The organism is Arenibacter sp. S6351L, from assembly GCF_023016025.1.
Taxonomy (GTDB): Bacteria; Bacteroidota; Bacteroidia; order Flavobacteriales; family Flavobacteriaceae; genus Arenibacter; species Arenibacter algicola_B.
Map to the genome: position 1 here is coordinate 94,204 of NZ_JALKBB010000008.1, position 20,622 is coordinate 114,825.

At 40.0% G+C, this 20,622-nt stretch carries 23 protein-coding genes; 10 read left to right on the forward strand and 13 right to left on the reverse strand.

Annotated elements, in window-relative coordinates:
- The 6 genes from MWU82_RS08805 (at position 1) to MWU82_RS08830 (ending at position 4,812) form a co-directional block, all read left to right on the forward strand.
- Positions 1-435 carry a nitrous oxide reductase accessory protein NosL gene (locus MWU82_RS08805; protein WP_215945989.1) on the forward strand — a complete coding sequence of 145 codons (435 nt, stop codon included), beginning with the start codon at positions 1-3 and terminating at the stop codon, positions 433-435.
- A gap of 114 nt (positions 436-549) precedes the next feature.
- Positions 550-843 (forward strand): cupin domain-containing protein, encoded by a 294-nt coding sequence (locus tag MWU82_RS08810; protein WP_247096124.1) that lies wholly within the window; start codon positions 550-552, stop codon positions 841-843.
- Positions 843-2,081, forward strand: coding sequence for a nitrous oxide reductase family maturation protein NosD (locus MWU82_RS08815; protein WP_247096125.1), 1,239 nt, complete (start codon positions 843-845; stop codon positions 2,079-2,081). Before MWU82_RS08810 ends, MWU82_RS08815 begins: the two co-directional genes overlap by 1 nt.
- The gene (locus MWU82_RS08820) at positions 2,078-2,788 is read left to right on the forward strand and encodes an ABC transporter ATP-binding protein (protein WP_215945986.1); all 711 of its coding nucleotides are present in this window, start codon (positions 2,078-2,080) and stop codon (positions 2,786-2,788) included. The genes MWU82_RS08815 and MWU82_RS08820 overlap by 4 nt, the downstream gene beginning before the upstream one ends.
- Positions 2,781-3,563, forward strand: coding sequence for an ABC transporter permease (locus tag MWU82_RS08825; protein ID WP_247096126.1), 783 nt, complete (start codon positions 2,781-2,783; stop codon positions 3,561-3,563). The genes MWU82_RS08820 and MWU82_RS08825 overlap by 8 nt, the downstream gene beginning before the upstream one ends.
- Before the next feature lie 31 nt (positions 3,564-3,594).
- Positions 3,595-4,812: a hypothetical protein gene (locus MWU82_RS08830; RefSeq protein WP_247096127.1), complete on the forward strand. Its 1,218-nt coding sequence runs from the start codon at positions 3,595-3,597 to the stop codon at positions 4,810-4,812.
- On the opposite strand, the gene MWU82_RS08835 is transcribed toward MWU82_RS08830, so the two are convergent.
- From MWU82_RS08835 to MWU82_RS08880, 10 genes are all read right to left on the reverse strand, one after another.
- Positions 4,809-5,207 carry a group III truncated hemoglobin gene (locus MWU82_RS08835; protein WP_247096128.1) on the reverse strand — a complete coding sequence of 133 codons (399 nt, stop codon included), beginning with the start codon at positions 5,205-5,207 and terminating at the stop codon, positions 4,809-4,811. The two genes, MWU82_RS08830 and MWU82_RS08835, sit on opposite strands and share 4 nt — an antisense overlap.
- Positions 5,208-5,353: 146 nt before the next feature.
- Complete coding sequence (locus MWU82_RS08840) at positions 5,354-5,695, reverse strand: 2Fe-2S iron-sulfur cluster-binding protein (RefSeq protein WP_215945982.1); 342 nt, start codon at positions 5,693-5,695, stop codon at positions 5,354-5,356.
- A gap of 6 nt (positions 5,696-5,701) precedes the next feature.
- On the reverse strand, positions 5,702-5,986 hold the full coding sequence (locus tag MWU82_RS08845) for a hypothetical protein (RefSeq protein WP_247096129.1): 285 nt from the start codon (positions 5,984-5,986) through the stop codon (positions 5,702-5,704).
- 18 nt (positions 5,987-6,004) lie between these two features.
- The gene (locus MWU82_RS08850) at positions 6,005-6,466 is read right to left on the reverse strand and encodes a hemerythrin domain-containing protein (protein WP_247096130.1); all 462 of its coding nucleotides are present in this window, start codon (positions 6,464-6,466) and stop codon (positions 6,005-6,007) included.
- Between the two features lie 189 nt (positions 6,467-6,655).
- Positions 6,656-7,381 carry an iron-sulfur cluster repair di-iron protein gene (gene ric, locus MWU82_RS08855; RefSeq protein WP_215945979.1) on the reverse strand — a complete coding sequence of 242 codons (726 nt, stop codon included), beginning with the start codon at positions 7,379-7,381 and terminating at the stop codon, positions 6,656-6,658.
- Positions 7,382-7,386: 5 nt separating this feature from the next.
- Positions 7,387-7,683: a cupin domain-containing protein gene (locus MWU82_RS08860; RefSeq protein ID WP_247096131.1), complete on the reverse strand. Its 297-nt coding sequence runs from the start codon at positions 7,681-7,683 to the stop codon at positions 7,387-7,389.
- Positions 7,637-8,599: a tryptophan 2,3-dioxygenase family protein gene (locus tag MWU82_RS08865; protein WP_247096132.1), complete on the reverse strand. Its 963-nt coding sequence runs from the start codon at positions 8,597-8,599 to the stop codon at positions 7,637-7,639. The genes MWU82_RS08860 and MWU82_RS08865 overlap by 47 nt, the downstream gene beginning before the upstream one ends.
- Positions 8,600-8,705: 106 nt before the next feature.
- Positions 8,706-9,140, reverse strand: coding sequence for an Rrf2 family transcriptional regulator (locus tag MWU82_RS08870; RefSeq protein WP_247096133.1), 435 nt, complete (start codon positions 9,138-9,140; stop codon positions 8,706-8,708).
- A gap of 112 nt (positions 9,141-9,252) precedes the next feature.
- Positions 9,253-10,329, reverse strand: a complete 1,077-nt coding sequence (gene cydB / locus MWU82_RS08875) for a cytochrome d ubiquinol oxidase subunit II (RefSeq protein ID WP_215945975.1) — start codon at positions 10,327-10,329, stop codon at positions 9,253-9,255.
- A gap of 2 nt (positions 10,330-10,331) precedes the next feature.
- Positions 10,332-11,663, reverse strand: a complete 1,332-nt coding sequence (locus tag MWU82_RS08880) for a cytochrome ubiquinol oxidase subunit I (RefSeq protein ID WP_247096134.1) — start codon at positions 11,661-11,663, stop codon at positions 10,332-10,334.
- A 221-nt stretch (positions 11,664-11,884) separates the two neighbouring features.
- On the opposite strand from MWU82_RS08880, the gene MWU82_RS08885 reads away from it, so the two are divergent.
- The 3 genes from MWU82_RS08885 (at position 11,885) to MWU82_RS08895 (ending at position 15,294) form a co-directional block, all read left to right on the forward strand.
- On the forward strand, positions 11,885-12,259 hold the full coding sequence (locus MWU82_RS08885; protein WP_215945973.1) for a hypothetical protein: 375 nt from the start codon (positions 11,885-11,887) through the stop codon (positions 12,257-12,259).
- A 94-nt stretch (positions 12,260-12,353) separates the two neighbouring features.
- Positions 12,354-14,417: a TonB-dependent receptor gene (locus MWU82_RS08890; protein WP_247096135.1), complete on the forward strand. Its 2,064-nt coding sequence runs from the start codon at positions 12,354-12,356 to the stop codon at positions 14,415-14,417.
- Between the two features lie 13 nt (positions 14,418-14,430).
- A complete protein-coding gene (locus tag MWU82_RS08895; protein WP_247096136.1) occupies positions 14,431-15,294 on the forward strand; it encodes a hypothetical protein in 864 nt (287 codons plus the stop codon).
- Positions 15,295-15,366: 72 nt separating this feature from the next.
- Here MWU82_RS08895 and nagB read toward each other — a convergent pair whose 3' ends face one another.
- Positions 15,367-17,295 carry a glucosamine-6-phosphate deaminase gene (nagB, locus tag MWU82_RS08900; protein ID WP_215945970.1) on the reverse strand — a complete coding sequence of 643 codons (1,929 nt, stop codon included), beginning with the start codon at positions 17,293-17,295 and terminating at the stop codon, positions 15,367-15,369.
- 265 nt (positions 17,296-17,560) lie between these two features.
- Between nagB and uxuA the strand changes: the two genes are divergently transcribed.
- Complete coding sequence (gene uxuA, locus MWU82_RS08905; protein WP_247096137.1) at positions 17,561-18,748, forward strand: mannonate dehydratase; 1,188 nt, start codon at positions 17,561-17,563, stop codon at positions 18,746-18,748.
- A gap of 127 nt (positions 18,749-18,875) precedes the next feature.
- Here the strand turns inward: uxuA and MWU82_RS08910 are convergent, their stop codons facing one another.
- A complete protein-coding gene (locus MWU82_RS08910; protein ID WP_215945968.1) occupies positions 18,876-19,544 on the reverse strand; it encodes a bifunctional 4-hydroxy-2-oxoglutarate aldolase/2-dehydro-3-deoxy-phosphogluconate aldolase in 669 nt (222 codons plus the stop codon).
- 14 nt (positions 19,545-19,558) lie between these two features.
- Positions 19,559-20,581, reverse strand: coding sequence for a sugar kinase (locus MWU82_RS08915; protein ID WP_215945967.1), 1,023 nt, complete (start codon positions 20,579-20,581; stop codon positions 19,559-19,561).
- Between the last annotated feature and the right edge of the window lie 41 nt (positions 20,582-20,622).

The following is a 20,622-nucleotide window of genomic DNA, read 5'->3' on the forward strand; positions in this document are numbered from 1 at the left end:
ATGGCGAACTACAGAATAGTTGTGTTTTTGTTTTTATTGTTGGCAGTTTCCTGCAATGTTGGTCCTAAACCTATTGCCTATGGATCTGATGGATGTCATTTTTGTAGTATGACCATTGTAGACCGGCAACATGCAGCTGAAATTGTTACGGATAAGGGTAAGGCCTTTAAGTTCGATTCCAGTGAATGTATGATGAATCACCTTAAGGACATAGACCAGGAGCAAGTAGCCCTTTATTTGGTCAATGATTACAATCAGCCTGGGGAATTGATAAATGCAACAAAAGCTACCTATCTGATCAGCGATCGCATTCCCAGTCCCATGGGCGAATTTTTAACGGCCTTTAAAACGGAACAAGCAGCAGTGGATGCACTAATGACTTATGAGGGGGACCTATTGACCTGGGAACAGTTAAAACTAAGATTTCAATTATAGACATCCAAAAAGCAGCCCATGGGTTTGCTTTGGAAGCTAAATAAGAACAGGCTTATATTTTTCTTCTGCCATTTATAGGTGTAGGGAAATAATTGGCCTAAAAAAATAATGACTATGTACACCATTAGTGATGAGATAAAAAATCAGGAATACAATCAACTTCAGGTAAATAAATTGGTGAAAACAGATGCTTTGGAGATTTTGAATATTAGCTTGGAAAAGGATGCCATTTTCCCGGAACACACCGCCCCTACGGATGCCCAATTGATTGTTTTGGAAGGAAGGATAATCTTTCATATCAATGGCAAATCCTATTTCATAAGTGGGCATCAACACTTTAGTTTTCCCAAAAACGTGCCGCATTGGGTATCGGCCGAAGAAAATTCAAAATTTCTGATTATTAGATAATGGGAAGGATAGGAGTACTTTACTGCTTTCTATTATTGCTTTTTGCTAATCATTTACGGGCTGGGACCATCACGGTCTGCGTATCCTGTGAGGTGAAAACCATAAAGGAAGGCATAGCCGTAGCTGCCGATTTTGATACACTTTTGATCAAAAAAGGAACGTACAAGGAATTCAATATCCAAGTAACCAAACCCTTGACCATTATCGGGGAGAACTATCCCGTAATTGATGGCGAAGATAATGGGGAGATTATAACCATAGTTTCGGACAATGTAACCATAGATGGCCTGTTCATCATAAATGTTGGTACTAGTTATACGGCAGATTATGCCGCTATCAGGGTGGTGCAGAGCGAAAACTTTTTAATACAGAATGTGGTGCTGGAAAAGCTGTTTTTCGGTATTTATTTGGAGAAGAGCAAAAACGGCAGGGTATATCATAATAAGATCATCGGGGATGCCGTGGACGAGTATAATTCAGGGAATGGCATACAATTATGGTATTCACAGAATATAGTTGTGGAGCGCAATATTGTTCAACATGTAAGGGATGGTATCTACCTGGAGTTCTCGGACAATATCACCATTGAAAACAACATTAGTTCGGACAACCTTCGTTATGGGCTGCACTTTATGTTCTCCAATGATGACATTTATAAGGACAATACCTTTGAGAACAACGGGGCAGGGGTAGCGGTCATGTTTTCCAAAAGGATAAAAATGTTGGGAAATACCTTTAAAAAGAATTGGGGAACCACTTCCTTTGGTGTGTTGTTAAAAGAGATCAATGATGCAGAAATTACAGGCAATACCTTTGAGGAAAATACAGTGGGTATAAGTATTGAAGGCTCTAATAGGATAAATTATTCAAAAAATAATTTCATAAAAAATGGATGGGCCATAAAAGTACGTGGAGCCTGTTATTCCAATACCTTTATCCATAATAACTTTATGTACAACTCCTTTGATCTGGCCTACAACAGCAATTTGAACGATAATATTTTTGAGGAAAACTTTTGGAGCGACTATACAGGTTACGATCTGGATAGGAACGGCACTGGCGATATTCCCTACAGACCGGTAAAATTATTTTCCTATATCGTAAACAGAACCCCCGAAACTATTATTCTACTTCGCAGTTTATTTATGGATATTATCGATTTTTCGGAAAAAGTTTCCCCTGTTTTCACCCCGGATGAATTAGTTGATGCAAAACCCTTAATGAAAAAAATTAAATGATACACGTTGAAAGCCTTCATAAGAAATTTGGTAAGAATGTGGTATTGGCCGGATTGGAACTCAATATTGATCAGGGCGGTATTTTTGCTATCCTGGGACCCAATGGTTCCGGTAAAACAACCTTGATCAAAACAGTGCTAGGGATGGTAATTCCCAATAAAGGGGCTATAACTGTAATGGATTCACCTGTTAGAAATAAGTGGAAGTATCGCCAAGACATAAATTACCTTCCCCAAATTGCCAATTTCCCAGGAAACCTAAAGGTCAAGGAATTAATAGCAATGATAAAGGATATTAGGCAAAAACCGAGCGACGAACAAAAGTTGATCGGCCTATTTGGATTGGAGCCATTCTTGGATAAAAAATTGAGCAACCTATCCGGAGGTACCAAACAAAAGGTAAATATTGTATTGACCTTTATGTTCGACAGTCCCTTGATTATTTTGGACGAACCTACCAATGGCCTGGATCCCTTATCAATGATCCGTCTCAAGGAACTTATTTCTGAAGAAAAGGCAAAAGGAAAGACTATTTTGATCACCTCCCATATTATGCAGTTTGTAGAAGAGGTTTCCGACCATATCGTATATCTGTTAGAAGGTAAAATTTACTTTAAGGGCAGCATTGCGGAATTAAAGACCAAAACCGGACAAAGCAATTTTGAACACGCCATTGCGGCAATATCAACCCACAGCAACCATGATTAAGATATTAAAATATAGTTTTTACGACCTTATGCGTAGCCGTTGGAGTTACGTTTATTTTCTGTTCTATCTGTTGTTGGGCTTTGTACTGTTGTTTTTGAACAATGAGCTCTCCAAGGCCGTTATTACCCTAATGAACGTTATTATTGTTCTGGTACCCCTTATAGGGACCATATTTGGCGTAATGTATTTCTACAACTCCAAGGAATTTACAGAACTCCTTTTGGCACAGCCCATTAAAAGATCGTCTATTTTTCTGGGCCAATATTTTGGGGTTGCCGGTTCGTTGACGGTGAGCTTGGTATTGGGTCTGGGTATTCCTTTTACATTATACGGACTGTTCCAAAGCAATGCCATATGGGATTTTTCGCTATTATTGATTACGGGTGCATTTTTAACACTGATCTTTACTGCTATTGCCTTTAATATTGCCCTGTCCAATGAAAATAAGATAAAAGGTTTTGGGTATGCCGTCCTGGCCTGGTTGTTTTTGGCCGTAATTTATGACGGACTCTTTCTAATGTCATTGATCGTTTTTGAGGAATACCCCTTGGATAACCTTTCCTTGCTTGCCACCTTGTTTAATCCAATAGACCTATCCAGGACCTTAATTTTACTAAAACTGGATATTTCGGCTTTATTGGGGTACACAGGAGCTATTTTTAAGCAATTTTTTGGGACCAACCTAGGACTTTTTGTGTCTATTATTATGTTGTTCCTATGGACGGTAATCCCGGTTTGGCGCTTGTCATATGTAGCCAAAAGAAAAGATTTTTAGTAGTACCTTTAGCCGAATTACATGATATTGCGTGATTGCTACCAGAACCCATATTAAAGTATCCCTAGGCTATTTTTTATTGGCTGCCTTACTTGGTGTGTTGTTGCGGACGTTTGTAGTTGCCCCAATGCCCATCAATTACCGGTTTATAGTGCATACACATTCCCATATAGCACTTTTGGGCTGGGTTTATATTGCACTGGCCACCTTGTTGTACCATCTTTTTTTGGACAAGCAGGGTTTGGATAGGAAGTACCGCAGGATTTTCTGGTTTACGCAGATCTGTTTGCTAGGGATGCTGTTATCCTTTCCCTTTCAAGGGTATGCCCTGTTTTCCATAATATTCTCCACTCTATTCCTTTTGGCTTCCTATTGGTTTTCCGCTTTTTTTATCAAATACGCTCCTCAATCCTTTAAGGGGACAAAGGCCTATAGCTGTGTGAAGTATGCTCTTTGGTTTATGATAGGATCCAGTGTTGGTCCTTGGTGTTTAGGTGTTATTATGACGGTTTTAGGGCCTGAATCCATATGGTACCGACTGGCCATTTATTTCTATTTACACTTTCAGTATAACGGATGGATGATATTGGCACTTATGGGGCTCTTTTTTTATTTGTTGGAACAACTTCAAATTAATATTTCCACTAAGACATTTAGGTACTTTTTCCTTACTACGGTTCTGGGAATTATTCTGAGTTTCTTTCTGTCTACCCTGTGGACAGGACCTTCAAAGATATATTACGTTTTGGGGGGTTTGGGCGCTGTATTACAACTAATAGGCTTCGGTATTCTGATAAACATCTGCCTTGGAAACAGGATGGTATTGAAATCGGCCCTTTCCCAACTTCAGTTGAATGTTTTAAAGTTGGTTGCCTTCCTATTGTTGGTTAAAATGATTTTGCAATGGCTTACCGCTTGGCCCTACTTTGCAAATTTGGCCGCAGCGGTTTTGGATTTTACTATTGGCTATTTGCATTGGACCTTTTTGGGGGTCATTAGCATAGGATTATTTTTCTTTTTGGAATTTTTTGGATTGATAAAACTGTCCAAAATGGCCATTACATTGTATTTGGGCGGTTTTCTGCTTACCGAAACCCTTATATTTTATAGGGGAATGGCCGCATGGTTGGGTTGGCCGCTGTTCGAAGATTATTCAATCTTTCTGGCAAGTGGAAGTATATTGATCCCTTTAGCGGTGCTGTTGATTTTTTGGCAATCCAAGGGGAACTTGGTAAAGTCAAGGGCTTAATTGCCCTTGTTTCTGTGTTGATAAATGTGCATATATAACATTGTGGACATTTTCTGGGCCCTATTCTTTGCAATCCACGCAACTTCCCCTTCAAAAAGCTCATCAATAGTGGCAAACCATTCGTTTAGCCAAAGTCCAAAATGTTCCGGGGTGATAGTATGGTTCATTTTCTTGTCCACCTCCTGGTGAACGGCAATAGGGTTGCCTATATATTTTCGTTTTAAGAGTAATTGACTCTCCCAAAAATCCGTCAATAATTCCAAGTGACTGTCCCAGTCTTTGATTATACCGTTAAAAATGGGCCCCAATATTTGGTGCTCCCTAATCTTGGCGTAAAAGCTAACCACCAATAGGTTTACGTCCTGTCTCTCCTTAATTTCCGATTTTAATAACATAAATTTTATCTAATAGCTCAGGGAATACTATAAAGGTAGTCCGTTGAATTTGTATTTTATAATAATTGGCCCTTAAGTATAGGTGTTTGGAACACTTAATGCCCACACATGAAGTCCGTATGATTTTTTGCTGTCATGATTCCGGATTATTTTAGTCCGAAATCATTTTCCGTTATTATTTTGAAAACCAGATTATGTAGCTCCGCATTGATTGGAATTTGGCATGCCAATCTACTTTGGGGAGAGGCATCATCCAGTTTGGACAAAGTCAGTTTTTCATCGTGCTGCATTTTTGAACTTAACGAGCCCTCAAGAATTTGTATATGACATGTTCCGCACCATGCCCTGCCTTTACAATCTCCCCATTCCTGCAAATATTTGTCAAAAAGAAGTTCCATGAGGCTATGGTATTCGTTAGGCCTACAAGTTGCAGAATTGGTGTCCCCAAATTCGTCTATATAAGTAAAAGTATAGGGTTCCTGCTTCATTTATTTTTAAATAAGATTCCCTATAATGGTCAAGATACTGAATAGAACGCTTAAAACTAATAGGTTAAAGGTGGTTTTGGCGTTTAATCTGGCCAAAACGGCACCGTTATAGGCCATGCATAAAATGGTTACCAGAAAAAGCAAGGTCAATTTGATTGCTGCAGGCATATGGTTCATAAGGACGACCATAGCGGCAACAGATCCAATACAACTTTGGCCAATAATGGCAATGGTGGAATACCCTGTTTGTTCCCTTTTAAATTCGTTTAATAGTTGATTGTAAAGTCTCATAATCATCATTTTTTATTGTTATTCCCAAAACTTATCTGTGGTATTTTCCAAAAATTTGGTTTCGTTATGATGTTCTAAAATGAATTGCAATTGTTGTTCGGTTGCCTCCTTCTGAATTTCATTGAACAGTACCCGTTCCTCAAATCGGATATGTGACTCCAATTCTTCCTCTATATGGTTTAGGGACTTTGTTAGTTCCGAGCTCCTCTTGAAAAGGCGATCTAGCCTCCTATGTTGTGCAATTGCCTTTTTTATCAATATGTGGTCATTTCCGAGAATGGGGAAGATGTGTTTTTCTTCTTCTTCAAAATGGGGGATCAAATAGGTTTTGTAAAACCAATCAACGTAGGTCTTTATCCTATCTGTAGATACCCCTTTGGAAAGACCGGTCCTAATTTTCCATGATAGCAATAAACCTTGATGGTGTTCCCTGCTCAAAGGTTGTATGGCTTTATGTCTTTTTATGGGTTTAACTTTCATATCAACGTGTTTTATTATGGTTAAGGCCAATTTTAAAGTTCACCCTATTAATGTTTTATACAGCATAGGTTGGCGGCATTGTAATCCAATGAGGCACGGCGGGGGGAGACTATTTAAAGTATTGTGCCGCACCTTATTGGTTACAAAATTGTTAGTTTGGGAATAGGGTTATAGGTTGTTAGGTAACCTTTAAGCGCTTAATTCCTTTTCCAGAGCAATTGCTTTTGGAAAGAGAATATTATTCTCCAAATGTATATGCCTATGTAGATCCTCTTCAAACTCCTGTAATAGTGAAAATGTAACTCTGTAAGTGTTGCAGGCATCGGCAGGTGGATTATAGTTGTTGCTCAACTCCTCTATAAGCCTAAATCGGTCGCCTTCGTTCTCATGTTCCTGCATCATCATTTGTATGGGATTTTGAATAGTGCCAAAATGTTGTTCTGCCAGGGCATTGCCATATTGTTTGTTTTGAACCATTTTACGTACGGCAGGGAAGACGATGAGTTCCTCTTTTTTCATGTGCATCGCCAGCTCTCCTGCACTTTTATTGAAATGCTCCGTAATTTCAAAAAGCTCTGGATGCCGGTCTCCATGGACCCGGCATAGTTTGGCCAGATATTGATTTAGAATCGGTATTTGGGCCTCAACATATCTATGATGTTTTTTCTCAATATAATCTGCCAATAGGTCCAAAGGCCATGTTTTAAAATCGATGTTGTCATCATTGGTTTGATGTTGCACCGTTTCAATTTCCTGTAAAAGGAGATTGGCGTCCAGCTTACTTTTTTCGGCAACCTCTACAATACTCCGGTTTCCCTTACAACAAAAGTCTATTTTATGATTTTTGAATACTTGTGCCGTACGATAGTTTTCTGCTACTATTTCGCCAATATTCTTGGTCATTAAATTTTCCATAGTTATTAATTTTTAAAATTTATAATTGAATCCGTTGCCATAATGGCAACTGCCTTAAAATCATTTATTACGGTAAGACTATGTTTCAATCCTGCCGGAACCAACATAGTAGACCCTTTCTTTAATACGTAATTAGTATCCTTGGTTTTAAGTATGGCTTTACCCTCTTGGACTACAATGACCGCTTCATGGGAACTACTGTGTTCTGGCATACCCATATCCGCCAAAGCCTCAATTTGTAATACTTTTAGGTTTTCACCTACCTGTAGGTGTGTCAATTGTGGTCTGTTCAATACTTCCATACTGTTCATTTTTATGATTAATTCCCCAGTTTTGTTTTTCTGATTCCGTCCATAAGCTTGGAAAGAATTTACGTTGCTGATATTTTGGATGGAGGTATTTTTTCCAATCCGAACCACCAGTGGCTTGCTTGTTTTCCCCTTTTTTGTCCAAATAGTGTTCGGCAGTGCTCAAATGGACCATGGGCCAATCAATATTGTACAGCTTGTCAAAGGTGCGAAGTCTGTTCCTGAGTGCATCCGGGACATAGGGCAGTTGGGCCAACTTGTCTTCCAAGGTATTGCCCATTACCGCTTTAGCTGTTTCCGTCAACACTGTGAGGTATTTTTCCTCAAAAAGTTGAAGTGTCAAGGTCTTTTTGCCGGTTTTTGGATCTGTTCCGGCATCTTTCCAATAAATATGTTCAAAACATTCCCTTAAATCTGGATTGTGGGAACCTTCTTTTTTATATCTATGGCTAATTAAGTTTTGCAATGAAGTACAATGCAGTTCAATAAACCGGAATTGCGCGGATTGAAAGCCACTGGCGGGCGTTAAGGTTTTACGAAAGGTATTGTAATCTTCGTAGTCCATTCCAACCTTCATAATGTCAAAGGAATTGATCAGCATGGAGGTGTAATGTATTAGTCGGTCCACTTTATTAATTAAGTAGCTAGTAGTAGGTACTTTTTCTCCTACTATCTGCTGTAATTCATGCAGCATCATCTTTAGGTATAATTCGGTTACCTGATGGTACATTATAAAAATGGACTCATCCTTAAAATTGGTCCGTGGTCTTTGTAGGGAAAGCAGGGTCTCTACTTCTACATAATCCCAATAGGTGATTGGTTTTGCGTGCAGTAGACCCTCCATATAGGTTTCGGGATTTTCCCCAAGGGATTGGTATTTTTCGACTAATTTATTGGTGATGTTCAACATGGAAGGATTGTTATTGTTTTAATGATATTATTGACAACATGGGCTTATTCGTAATTATTTTAGTTAAAGAGTTTAATACCTTTTTATCTTTTATTATTTTAAATTTTTATCTTTTCAGATGGGTTAGACCAATTTCCAAGCCTGTGGCCAATTCATAAAGGCTTGTATTTTCCAGCATAATCTTTAGATTGTCCCTGATTCCCACAAATTTATCGTGGACAGGACAGGGTTGACTGGCATCACATTGTTCCAGACCCAGACCACAGCCAACGAATATTTTGTCACCGTCTATGGCATGTACTATATCGTGCAATTTAATGGTATCTATTTTGGTTTCCTCGATCTGAAATCCACCAGTTGGACCCTTATGGGAATCTATGATTCCACTCTTTGCCAATGATTGCAATATTTTTGCGGTAAATGCCACAGGAGAATCTACCTCTTCCGCTATCTCTTTAAGGCTTACGCGCTCTTGCCGCATAGATTTAACAGCTATGTATATAGTTGCTTTAATTCCGTACTCGCAGGCCTTTGAAAACATATTGATTTTATATTTAAATCGTTACAAATATAATGCTTATTCTTATTTCGGATAAATTTATCCTAAATAAATAATTATTACAGTTTTTAATGGAGGTATATGGTTCTTAATACTAATGCTCCCCGTAGCCTATATCGTCCATTTTTCCTTTGAATACCCTATATTGAATAAAAATATAGGCAATTAGAAGGATAACGGCAATTATAAACCAATTTATGCCTACTGAAAGGCCGTATTCATCTGCCGCTACATTGTAAACCGTCAAGGATGGATTTACAGAATTGGTAGATGGCAGGAGCTTTGGAAAAATAGATGCTGCGGTGGAGGCAAAACCTCCAAGGATAAATAGGGAGGAGAATATAAATCCTGCCCCATCCTTTTTAAAGGTCTTTATTAGGAAAAGTCCGAATAGGCCTATTAGGGTCAACAATGGAAAAATCCACAGCCATGGTGTTTCCATAAAATTATGAAAGGGCCTGGGGGCAATTACATGCCAAACCACAAGCGAGAGGATTACCAAAGCTAGTAGGACGAAATTGAGTCTAAAAATAACGGTCCTTAATTGGTTGTTGAGGTCCGAATTGGTCTTGTAGATTATCCAATTGGCGCCATGGATGGTTAGGGTGACCACTCCGACCAGCCCCAGTAAAATGGTAAACCAATCAATAATTCCTAGATGTTCTGCAGTTGGACTAAAAGTGGGATTCCATAACGGGAGAAAAAAATAGTGCGCTTCGTGGGCGGAGACACCATTTTCAACCATTCCTAAATTTACGCCCCTAACAACATTGCCCAAGGCAATACCAAAGAAAAGGGCCAAGAGAAAACTGGCAATTCCAAAGGCTTTGTCCCACACCGACTCCCATAATCTGTTATGGATCTGACCTCTGAGTTCCAAGCCTATAGCCCTAAAGATCAGCAACCATAGAATCATGATCAGCGGCAGATAAAACCCACTGAATGAAGAGGCGTATAAGGTGGGAAAGGCAAAGAAAAGAACACCTCCCGAAGCGATTATCCATACTTCATTGGCATCCCAAAAAGGGCCAATGGCATTGGTAATGGCCTTCTTGTCCTTTTCTTTTTTTGCGAAAAATAAATGCACTATTCCCGCACCAAAATCATAACCATCCAAAACTACATAGATGGCCAACATACTCATTAAAACAACGTACCAGAATAATTCCATAGTTAAGCTTCAGCGGTTACAGGTCCTTTATTAATAATTTTACCTACAAGTATCAAAAATAGCATTCCCAACAATAGATATAATCCAATAAATCCCAATAAGGTGAACAAAGTATTTCCGGAGGATACCGTTGGGGAAATTCCTTCCGAAGTGCGCAGTAGGTTATATACCAACCAGGGTTGTCTACCCAATTCTGCGGTATACCAACCAGTGGTATTGGCAATATAGGGAAAGGGGAGGAAGAACAGCAGGGACCACAAAATCCATTTGGTACCGTATAGTTTTTTACGCCATAGCTGAAAGGCCCCCAACGCCATTATCCCTATAAATAGGGTGCCCAGACCAACCATAATATGATAGGCATAATATAATCCAGGAATATTGGTGGGATAGTTTTCCGGTTCAAATTCGTTCAATCCTTTTACTTCTGCATCCCATTTTTTGTAGGTTAAAAAACTTAGTATATTGGGAACCGCAATTTTATTGTCCAATTTTTTGTCGACCACGTTGGGCTGGCCAATCAACACAATTTCCGATCCGCCATCCTGGGTTTCAAATAGTCCTTCCATGGCCGCAAAAGTAACAGGCTGATGTTCCACCACATTTTTTGCCGCCCAATCTCCCGTTGGGAAGGCTACCAATACAGAGGATACAAGTCCAAATATTACCCCGGTCTTAACAAAAAGCTTACCGAAACTACTGTGCTTGTTGTTCAAAATATAAAAGGCCCCTATGGAGGCCATTACAAAAGATGCGGTTACCAAACTGGCCAACTGATTGTGCAAATAGGAGGGTAAGAGCCAAGGGTTAGTGAATAAGGCACCAAAATTGTTCAAGACAAATTTGCCATTGCTCAATATTTCATATCCTACCGGATGCTGCATCCAGGAATGCGTGGCTATAATTAAAAAGCCACTCGCCCAGGAACCTAAAAAAACCAAGAAACCAGTTACAAAGTGCAATTTGTGTCCCAATAATTTCTCGCCGAACAAAAATAGACCCAAAAAGGAAGATTCCAGAAAAAAGGAGAACATCCCTTCCATGGCCAAGGTCTGCCCAATGATTCCCCCGGTCAATTCGGAAAATTTGGCCCAATTGGTCCCAAATTGAAATTCCATTGGTATTCCGGTAACAACCCCCATGGCAAAATTAAGGGCAAAGATCCGCATCCAGAATTTGGCGGCATCATTATAATGATCGATTCGGGTTCTAAGAAATTTCCATTTAAAATAAACGATGATCAGGGAGAGGCCCATGGTAAGTTGTGGAAACAAATAGTGGAAGGTGATAGTAAAGGCAAATTGCATTCTATCGTAAAAGAGCATATCCTCCATGAAAAAAACTTAAGGTTTATTTTGGCTTAAAATTAAATAACAAAAAATTAAATTAGGTAACAGTGGTTACTTAATTGCTTATTTAAATTGAATAAAAACAAATTAGTTCATTACCTGACAATTGTCATCTTTTTATGTTTTAAAGATGCATTATATTTGTGCAGTATTTTAAATATTGCAGTCTTTTGTCAGGAGGGATTGTATCAATTTGAAAATTAATAATGAAACATTTAATCTTATTTGTCGCTATAATTATGCTGATAAAGCCACTTTGGCCTATAGCTGAATATGCGGTAAATTACGATTATATTGTTGAGAATCTTTGCGAAAACAGGGCTACCCCTTCCTTGCATTGCGATGGTAAATGTTACCTGGCAAAACAATTGGCCAAAGAATCGGAGGGAAGCGATAAAAATCCGTTTGAGGGCAAACGATTCAATTTGGAAATCCAGTACATTTCTTCATTCGGCCCATTATTCGTTCTTGGTTCGGCCAATGAATGGGGTGTTACCGTTCAAAACAATTATAAGGGAATCCAAACTTTGATTCCCGGACTATATACTACAGATATTGCACAGCCACCAGAGCTGGGATAATTCAATCATCGTCATAAAGGTATTGGGTGCTTATTCTAATCCTTGTACAAGGCTTATGGCGTCTTAAAGGAATTGTATTATCTAAATAAATCAAATGAACATTTTTAAAAGTGTCCATAAGGTGTGTACAATACTTATGGAAACAAGCAGACCTATATACATTTGGGTGTTGTTGTTGGGGATATTTATTTTTCCCATTAACATTGGTGCACAGGAGTTGGTTTTGCCAAAGGATTCGATCATAACGATCAATTTGGACGAAGTTATTCTTATTTCGGCCAGAAAGACTTTGGATTACCACCGCCAGCCCAAACCCCTCTCTACTTTGGACGAGTATCTGGAATCCTCTAAAAAGGTAGATATGGTGAAACGTGGAGCTTATGCCTGGGAACCTACTTTGAACAATATGTTTTCGGAACGTCTTTCTGTAACTATTGATGGAATGAGGATTTTTGGAGCATGTACAGACAAGATGGACCCCGTAACCTCCTATGTGGATGTGTCCAATTTATCACAGGCTCATATAGCTTCCGGCCAGCAGGGCACCGAACACGGAAACACCATTGGTGGGGCCATTAATTTGGAGCTCGATCGGGGGAATTTTAAGGAAACGGGACTATATGGTGGAGTGGAGACAGGTTTTGAAAGCAACAACCAAATGAGTGTTGTTGGGGCCGAACTTAATTATTCTAATTCCAATTTCTACGTGGATACGGATATTATTTATCGCAAGGCAGAAAATTATTTTGCCGGGGGCGATGAAGAAGTTGAGTTCTCCCAATTTGAGAAATATAATTTCTCCGCCAATGGGGGCTATAAAATTGCCGAAGATCAAGCACTGACAGCGAGCCTTATTTACGATGAGGCCAGGGATGTAGGTTATCCTGCATTGACTATGGACGTTTCCTTGGCAAGGGCCATCATTGCATCTGTAGGTTTTGAGCAGGATGCTCTATGGGGCAGTTTAAGCAATTGGAAATCCAAGCTATATTTTAATAAAGTAACCCATGTCATGGACGATACCAAACGGCCAGATGTACCCATCCACATGGATATGCCGGGTTGGAGCGATACCTATGGCTTTTACTCCCAAGCAGCACTGCAGGCCAAAAAGCATCAATTTTTATTTAAGGTAGATGGGTATTACAATAAATCCTTGGCAGAAATGACAATGTACCCCAATGACCCAAATGAGTTGCCCATGTTTATGCTCACCTGGCCCGATGTACGCACCGCCAATGGTGGGGTCTATGCGGAGGATGAGCTGGATCTGAATGGTAGTTTTCTTAAAATAGCGACCAGGATGACCGTTCAGAACCAGAATGTTGCGGACGAGTTTGGATTGAATAGTCTAAAGATTTTTTATCCGGAGATGGAGAAATCCAAAACTCGGTTCCTGAAAAGTATTTCTGGGCAATGGCATAAAATGTGGATGCCATGGCATATTAATGCGGGACTTTCTTATGGTGATAGGGCACCTTCCGTGACCGAAGGCTATGGGTTTTATTTGTTCAACAGCTTCGATAACCATGATTATATTGGGGACCCGGGACTTGCCAACGAAAAATCCATGGAGGCCAATACCAAGATCTCTTGGGAAAAATCCAAGTTTAAGCTCAGTGCCGAGGCTAATTTTTTCCATATCAAGGATTATATCATAGGGGAAGTAGATCCTTCCCTTAGTGTAATGACCATAGGGGCGGAGGGAGTAAAGATCTACAAGAACCTGGAATACGCCAATTTGTTCAACACTTCCTTGGATATGGAATACGCCATTCTGCCAGAACTGAAATGGTCCGGATTGATCTCCTATCATCTAGGTACGGACAATAACGGTGGCAACATACCTTTTATAAGTCCATTTTCTTACCGCTCAGGTTTTCAATTTGACAAGAGGTCATTTTCAGCGGCCTTAAGGATAACCGGAGCAGGAAAACAAGTGAACTATAACCCGGCTTTCGGGGAAGATCAAACACAGGCCTATACGGTTTGTTCCTTAACCTTTGGCAAGACTTTTAAATTTAACAATGATTCCATGTATGCGAAGTTCGGGGTAGAGAATATTTTTGATGAAAACTACTCCACCTATACCGATTGGAAAAACATCCCGCGTATGGGGCGAAACTTCTTCTTAACACTTTCTTATTCAATTAATTAAAAAAAATAAACATATGAAAACAATAAAACTAGGTCTGGTAACATTAATAGCTGCTATAGGGTTGATATCCTGTTCATCTGATGGGGACGATACACCAAAAAATGAAGTAGATCCTTTGGCCGAATTTAATTTGGTAACAAATATTGAGGCAAATGGCCACAGCCTGGAACTGTACTCCGAGGGGAAAACGGGTTTTACGACCGGATACAACGAACTTTTTGTACGTATTAAAAATAATGCCGATGATACGTATTATGCCAATCCTGAGATTACATGGATGCCCGTAATGCATATGATGAGTATGAACCATTCCTGTCCAACATCCGAATTAAGTATTACGGATGATTACGACACAGTGGCCAAGGGGTATATTGTATTTCAGATGCCGGGAAACGCGGATGAATTCTGGGACATAACCTTTACTTACGAGGTAGAGGGGCAGGAATTTTCGGTAACAGAAACCGTAGATGTTACAGCGCCAAGCGATGGTAAACAAAAGGTTTCTGTATTTATGGGAAGTGATGATGTAAGGTACGTTTTGGCCATGGTTGAGCCAACGGATCCAGAAGTTGCCATTAACGATATACAGGCCATGCTGTTTAAAATGGAAAGTATGATGAGTTTTCCCATTGTGGAAAATTATTCCGTAACACTTGATCCACGTATGCCTAGTATGGGTAACCATAGTTCCCCCAACAATGAAGATTTAACTTATGATGCTGCCACCAAATCGTATAACGGAAAACTGTCCTTGACCATGACGGGGTATTGGAAACTTAATCTAAAACTGTTGAACAGTACCGGAGATGTATTAAAAGGTAAAGATATTACCAATGAAAACGAAGCAAGTAGTTTGTACTTTGAATTGGAATTTTAGACAGCATTTATATGCTATATAAAAAAGGCTGCCCATTGGGCAGCCTTTTTTTGTATGTAAATTAGTTTTGCGTTAATATTTGTAACGGACAAAGGCTTCCATGGCGGCGTAATGCGCCAATCCCAATTCATCGTATTTGGTAGCCGTTTCCTTGTTCCTGTCCTCTGCACGTTGCCAGAATTCCCTAGAATCCGACCCTTGGAATACTACACCGTCTTTTTGGGATTGGTGTTTGAAAATTCCATAGCGCTTGGCCAAAACCTGACTTGGACTCATAGGTACTGCCATTTCAATATCTTCTATATCCCATTCTTGCCATGCACCACGGTACAGCCATAACCAACAATCCTTCATGTAGGATTTAGTCTTAAGTCGCTTTAGGGCCTCAAAAATAATGTCCAAACACACCTTATGGGTACCATGTGGATCCGCCAAATCGCCCGCAGCATATATTTGGTGCGGTTTAATTTTTTCGATCAAATCCATAGTGATTTTAATATCTTCCTCTCCCGGAGGATTTTTCTCAATGGTACCGGTTTCATAGAAAGGCAGGTCGTTAAAATGTATCTGCTCGTCCGTAAGTCCAACGTAATAACTCGTTGCCCTGGCCTCACTTCTACGTATAAGACCCTTTATGTTTCTTACTTCTTCAATGTCAATTTCGCTGGTCTTTTTGTTCTTGATGAACTCCGTTGCCTTTTTGTATATCTCAACGGATTTTCTGTTGTCCAGACCAAAGGAACGGTTGTAATCTATCACGAAATCCGAGAATCGCAGGGCTTCGTCATCGGCTACAGCTATATTTCCGGAAGTCTGATAAGCTACATGTACTTCATGGCCTTGGTTTTGCAGACGCATGAACGTTCCCCCCATACTAATGATATCATCATCTGGGTGCGGACTAAAAATAAGTACGCGTTTTTTGGCCGGATTTGCCCTTTCCGGTCTGTTACTGTCATCGGCATTTGGCTTACCACCGGGCCAACCGGTAATGGTATGTTGTAGTTTATTAAAAATTCTAATGTTAATGTCGTAGGCGTCCCCAACTTCGGTCAACAAATCGCTCATACCGTTTTCAATATAGTCGGCCTCAGTTAGCATTAACACCGGTTTCTCCAATCTTAACGCAAGTCCAACAACGGCTTTTTTGATCATTTTCTCATCCCACTCTACCTTCTCTACGATCCATGGGGTGCTTATTCTGGTAAGTTTTGAAGATGAACCTTTGTCAAGGATAAAAATACTGTTTGGATGCTCCTGTAAGTAGGATGCCGGTACCTGTTCCGTAATAGGACCCTCTACAGAAGCTTTAATGATAGAGGATTTCCCTTCTCCCCAAGCCATAAGGACAACTTGCTTGGCCTGCATTATTTGCTTTATACCAAGTGTAATAGCTGTTTTAGGGGTGTTGTACAATCCTTGGAAATCTTTACTCGCCGCAACTCTTGTAATATGATCCAGTGTAACCAGCCTGGTTTTGGAATTGGGAAGGGATCCGGATTCGTTGAAACCAATATGGCCATTACCACCAATACCCAAGACTTGAAGGTCTATTCCGCCCAAAGCGTCTATTTTGGCTTCATACTCCTTACAGTAATCCGCAATATCCTTTTTTTCCAATGTACCATCGGGAATATGATAATTTCCTGGTTCAATGTCCACATGGTTAAAGAGCAATTCCTTCATAAAACGCACATAACTTTGTATGGCATCCGGTTCCATTGGATAATATTCATCCAGGTTGAAGGCTATCACATTTTTGAAGCTAAGGTTTTCTTCCTTGTGCAAACGTACGAGTTCGGCGTAAAGCCTTTTTGGAGTGGAACCAGTGGCAAGGCCAAGGACACACATCTCATTCGTCTTTTGTTTTTTCTTGATCAATGTCGCAATTTCAGCTGCTGCTGCTTTGGACGCAACCTCGGAAGACTCGAAGATGACCGTGTTGATTTTTTCAAACCGTTTTTCAAAACTGGTAACCTTGTCGATTTTACTTTTAATCATGGAGAGCTAGATTTTTTGTTCATTTTTGGTTGAATCGATAAAAGTAGTACAAAGTATTTAAATGCCTAAAAAAGATAAGGAATTTTAATCAAGTTTAAGAATAAATTGTATTTTGTGATACTTTTTTAATCTTTCACAAAATGGTCTGTGCAATACTTTTAAAATTAATATCTTGGTAAATTATTTACTTTAAAGACCAAGTGGTTAAAAAATATTGTCGCAATGCCGCCAATGGAGTAATGTTTTATTTTTAAAAATAATATTAATGAGTTTGACTTTAGAAAATACTTGGAGATGGTACGGGCCCAAAGATCCTGTTTCTTTACTGGATATTAAACAGTCCGGAGTTACCGGTGTGGTTACTGCCCTACATCATATTCCCAATGGGGAAGTTTGGCCAGTGGAGGAAATTAAAAAGAGAAAGGCGGAGATCGAGGCTGTGGGCTTGACCTGGTCTGTTGTAGAAAGTGTTCCCATTCATGAAAGTATTAAGACGCAACAGGGCAATTTTCAGAAGTATGTGGAAAACTATAAGACCACCATTACCAATTTGGGATCCTGTGGGATTGATACTATTTGTTACAATTTTATGCCGGTGTTGGATTGGACACGTACCAATTTGGATTATGAGCTGGAGGATGGGTCTACGGCTTTGAGGTTTGAAAAGGACGCTTTTGCTGCTTTTGAACTGTTCTTGTTAAAACGTCCCGGTGCAGAGAAATCATACACTGAGGAGGAGCAGAAAGCGGCCAAGGAATATTTGGAAAAAACTTCGGAGAAGGATCAAAAGAAATTGGTGCAGAATATTATAGCAGGACTTCCCGGAGCGGAAGAAGGCTATAGTTTAAAGGAGTTTAATAAGATTTTGGCAACCTATGACCAAATTGGGGCCAAGGAACTAAAGCAACATCTGTTCTCTTTTTTGCAGAGTATAATTCCTATTGCCGAAAAAGAAGGGGTGCGTATGTGTATACATCCCGATGATCCACCTTATCCAATCTTGGGGTTGCCAAGGGTGGTAAGTACGGAGCAGGACATTCTTGATCTCTATAAGGCGGTGGATAGTCCCAATAACGGATTAACATTTTGTACCGGGTCTTTTGGCGTTAGAGCGGACAACGATTTGGTGGGTATGGTAAAGCGCTTGGGGCATCGTATACATTTCATGCACCTGAGAAGTACACAGCGTGATGAAAAAGGTAATTTTCACGAGGCCGATCATTTGGCAGGGGATGTAGATATGTTCGGAGTGCTAAAAGCCTTGGTGGAGGAGCAGCAAAAGAGAAGTGCTGCAGGAAGAAAAGATTTGAGGATGCCAATGCGGCCAGATCACGGTCATAAAATGTTGGACGACCTTAGGAAAAAAACCAACCCGGGGTATTCTGCCATAGGCAGGCTTAGAGGACTTGCAGAGTTAAGGGGGTTGGAATTGGGTATAAGGAGATCCCTTTAAAGTAAATCAACTTTCCTTCCCTAGGAAAACATTATTTAGATATCTAAAAAAACCTCTGATTTTTATGAAAATCAGAGGTTTTACTATTTCAATACCAAAATGGGTAGGCAAACGAAGGGTATTATTCCTAGTTCCGTATTCTTTTGATAAGGGCCAATGTTTCCCTTACCGATTTTTCCAAACCATTGTAATCCTTATTTTCTACTACCGTTTTGCTAATTAGATTGCTACCCATACCTACACAGGTAACCCCTGCATTGAACCAACCCTTTAAATTGGACTCTTCCAAGGTTACACCGCCCGTTGGCATAACACTGGTCCATGGTTGTGGCCCTTTAATGGCTTTTACAAAGTCTGGTCCAAAATTGGCGCCAGGGAATAATTTTATAATTTCGCATCCCAATTCTTCAGCTTTGTTTATTTCTGTAAGGGAGCCACATCCTGGACTCCATAATACTTTTCTTCTATTACAGACTATGGCAATATCTTCTCGCAGGGATGGGGTTACAATGAAATTGGCACCCATTTGCATATAAAGGGAAGCGGCTGCTGCATCGGTTATTGATCCTACACCTACGGCCATTTCAGGCAATTCATTAATGACGAATTTATTAAGTTCGGCAAAGACTTCATGGGCGAAGTCCCCACGTGCGGTGAACTCTATTAATCTTGCACCGCCATTGTAGCATGCTTTTAATATTTTTTTTCCTAATTCCACATCCGGATGATAGAACAAGGGTACAAGTCCCGTTTCTTTCATTAATGCAGCTACTTCAATTCTTGAAAACTGTGACATAAGGTATACTTGTTTTATCTGCTTACTTTTCCAGAGGAATTTCCTCCTGCCAATTGCTCAATTTCTTCAAGGGTGGCCAAGTTGAAATCTCCTGTAATGGTATGTTTGATACAACAGGCGGCTGCAGCAAAATCGATTGTTTTTTGATTATCTATTTTGTCTTGTAAAAGCCCATATATCAAACCTCCCATAAAGGCATCGCCACTTCCTACACGGTCTACTACCGGAGTTACCTCTCTGATTTTTGCATAGTGTATCTTTTTTCCATCATATAGGATTCCTCCTATTTTTTGATGGGAAGCATTTACGGAATAACGTAATGTTGTGGCCACATAACTTAGGTCCGGAGAGCTTTTGTAAAGTAGGTCGTACAGTTCTGGTAAGGAATCCATATCCTGATAATCCGGATCTTGCTTTTCCTGACCTGTCATGAAAAATGCAGTATCCAAATCCCCTAAAATAACGTTGCTGTACTTTAAGAGTTCAGGCATAATATCTTTTGGCTCTTTCCCGTATTTCCACAATTTGGAACGATAATTCAAATCCGATGAAATGGTAATCCCCAATTTATGGGCAGCCTTGACCGCCTCCAGGCATACAGCCGCCGCCTTACTGGAAATTGCCGGGGTAACCCCACTCCAGTGAAACCAGTCGGCATCCTTAAATACTGCTATCCAATCTATGCTGTTAGGCTCTATTTCTGCAATGGCACTGCTGGCCCTATCATAGACTACCTTGCTTCCCCGGGTACCAGCACCTGTTTCCAAAAAATAAATGCCCAGACGGTCTCCCCCAAACTGAATATTGGTGGTTGCCACATTATGCTTTCTAATTTCTTGTAGGGCACATTCGCCTATATCGTTCTTTGGCAAACGCGTAACGAATTCCGCATTAAAACCATAATTGGCCAAGGATACCGCTACGTTAAACTCGCCACCCCCATAGGTAGCATTGAAATTGGTGGCCTGTGAAAACCGAAGGTGTCTTTCAGTAGACAGTCTTAGGAGGATCTCCCCGAAAGTGATGACTTTCTTCATACTAAATTTTTTGTTTGCTCGATAAATGTACCAAAGTAAAA

Excerpts from the sequence above, each read along its gene's own strand:
- MWU82_RS08805 (WP_215945989.1), top strand. The coding sequence starts at position 1 with ATGGCGAACTACAGAATAGTTGTGTTTTTGTTTTTATTGTTGGCAGTT.
- MWU82_RS08810 (WP_247096124.1), top strand. The coding sequence starts at position 550 with ATGTACACCATTAGTGATGAGATAAAAAATCAGGAATACAATCAACTT.
- MWU82_RS08815 (WP_247096125.1), top strand. The coding sequence starts at position 843 with ATGGGAAGGATAGGAGTACTTTACTGCTTTCTATTATTGCTTTTTGCT.
- MWU82_RS08820 (WP_215945986.1), top strand. The coding sequence starts at position 2,078 with ATGATACACGTTGAAAGCCTTCATAAGAAATTTGGTAAGAATGTGGTA.
- MWU82_RS08825 (WP_247096126.1), top strand. The coding sequence starts at position 2,781 with ATGATTAAGATATTAAAATATAGTTTTTACGACCTTATGCGTAGCCGT.
- MWU82_RS08835 (WP_247096128.1), bottom strand. The coding sequence starts at position 5,207 with ATGTTATTAAAATCGGAAATTAAGGAGAGACAGGACGTAAACCTATTG.
- MWU82_RS08840 (WP_215945982.1), bottom strand. The coding sequence starts at position 5,695 with ATGAAGCAGGAACCCTATACTTTTACTTATATAGACGAATTTGGGGAC.
- MWU82_RS08845 (WP_247096129.1), bottom strand. The coding sequence starts at position 5,986 with ATGAGACTTTACAATCAACTATTAAACGAATTTAAAAGGGAACAAACA.
- MWU82_RS08850 (WP_247096130.1), bottom strand. The coding sequence starts at position 6,466 with ATGAAAGTTAAACCCATAAAAAGACATAAAGCCATACAACCTTTGAGC.
- ric (WP_215945979.1), bottom strand. The coding sequence starts at position 7,381 with ATGGAAAATTTAATGACCAAGAATATTGGCGAAATAGTAGCAGAAAAC.
- MWU82_RS08860 (WP_247096131.1), bottom strand. The coding sequence starts at position 7,683 with ATGGAAGTATTGAACAGACCACAATTGACACACCTACAGGTAGGTGAA.
- MWU82_RS08865 (WP_247096132.1), bottom strand. The coding sequence starts at position 8,599 with ATGTTGAACATCACCAATAAATTAGTCGAAAAATACCAATCCCTTGGG.
- MWU82_RS08870 (WP_247096133.1), bottom strand. The coding sequence starts at position 9,140 with ATGTTTTCAAAGGCCTGCGAGTACGGAATTAAAGCAACTATATACATA.
- cydB (WP_215945975.1), bottom strand. The coding sequence starts at position 10,329 with ATGGAATTATTCTGGTACGTTGTTTTAATGAGTATGTTGGCCATCTAT.
- MWU82_RS08880 (WP_247096134.1), bottom strand. The coding sequence starts at position 11,663 with ATGGAGGATATGCTCTTTTACGATAGAATGCAATTTGCCTTTACTATC.
- MWU82_RS08885 (WP_215945973.1), top strand. The coding sequence starts at position 11,885 with ATGAAACATTTAATCTTATTTGTCGCTATAATTATGCTGATAAAGCCA.
- MWU82_RS08890 (WP_247096135.1), top strand. The coding sequence starts at position 12,354 with ATGAACATTTTTAAAAGTGTCCATAAGGTGTGTACAATACTTATGGAA.
- MWU82_RS08895 (WP_247096136.1), top strand. The coding sequence starts at position 14,431 with ATGAAAACAATAAAACTAGGTCTGGTAACATTAATAGCTGCTATAGGG.
- nagB (WP_215945970.1), bottom strand. The coding sequence starts at position 17,295 with ATGATTAAAAGTAAAATCGACAAGGTTACCAGTTTTGAAAAACGGTTT.
- uxuA (WP_247096137.1), top strand. The coding sequence starts at position 17,561 with ATGAGTTTGACTTTAGAAAATACTTGGAGATGGTACGGGCCCAAAGAT.
- MWU82_RS08910 (WP_215945968.1), bottom strand. The coding sequence starts at position 19,544 with ATGTCACAGTTTTCAAGAATTGAAGTAGCTGCATTAATGAAAGAAACG.
- MWU82_RS08915 (WP_215945967.1), bottom strand. The coding sequence starts at position 20,581 with ATGAAGAAAGTCATCACTTTCGGGGAGATCCTCCTAAGACTGTCTACT.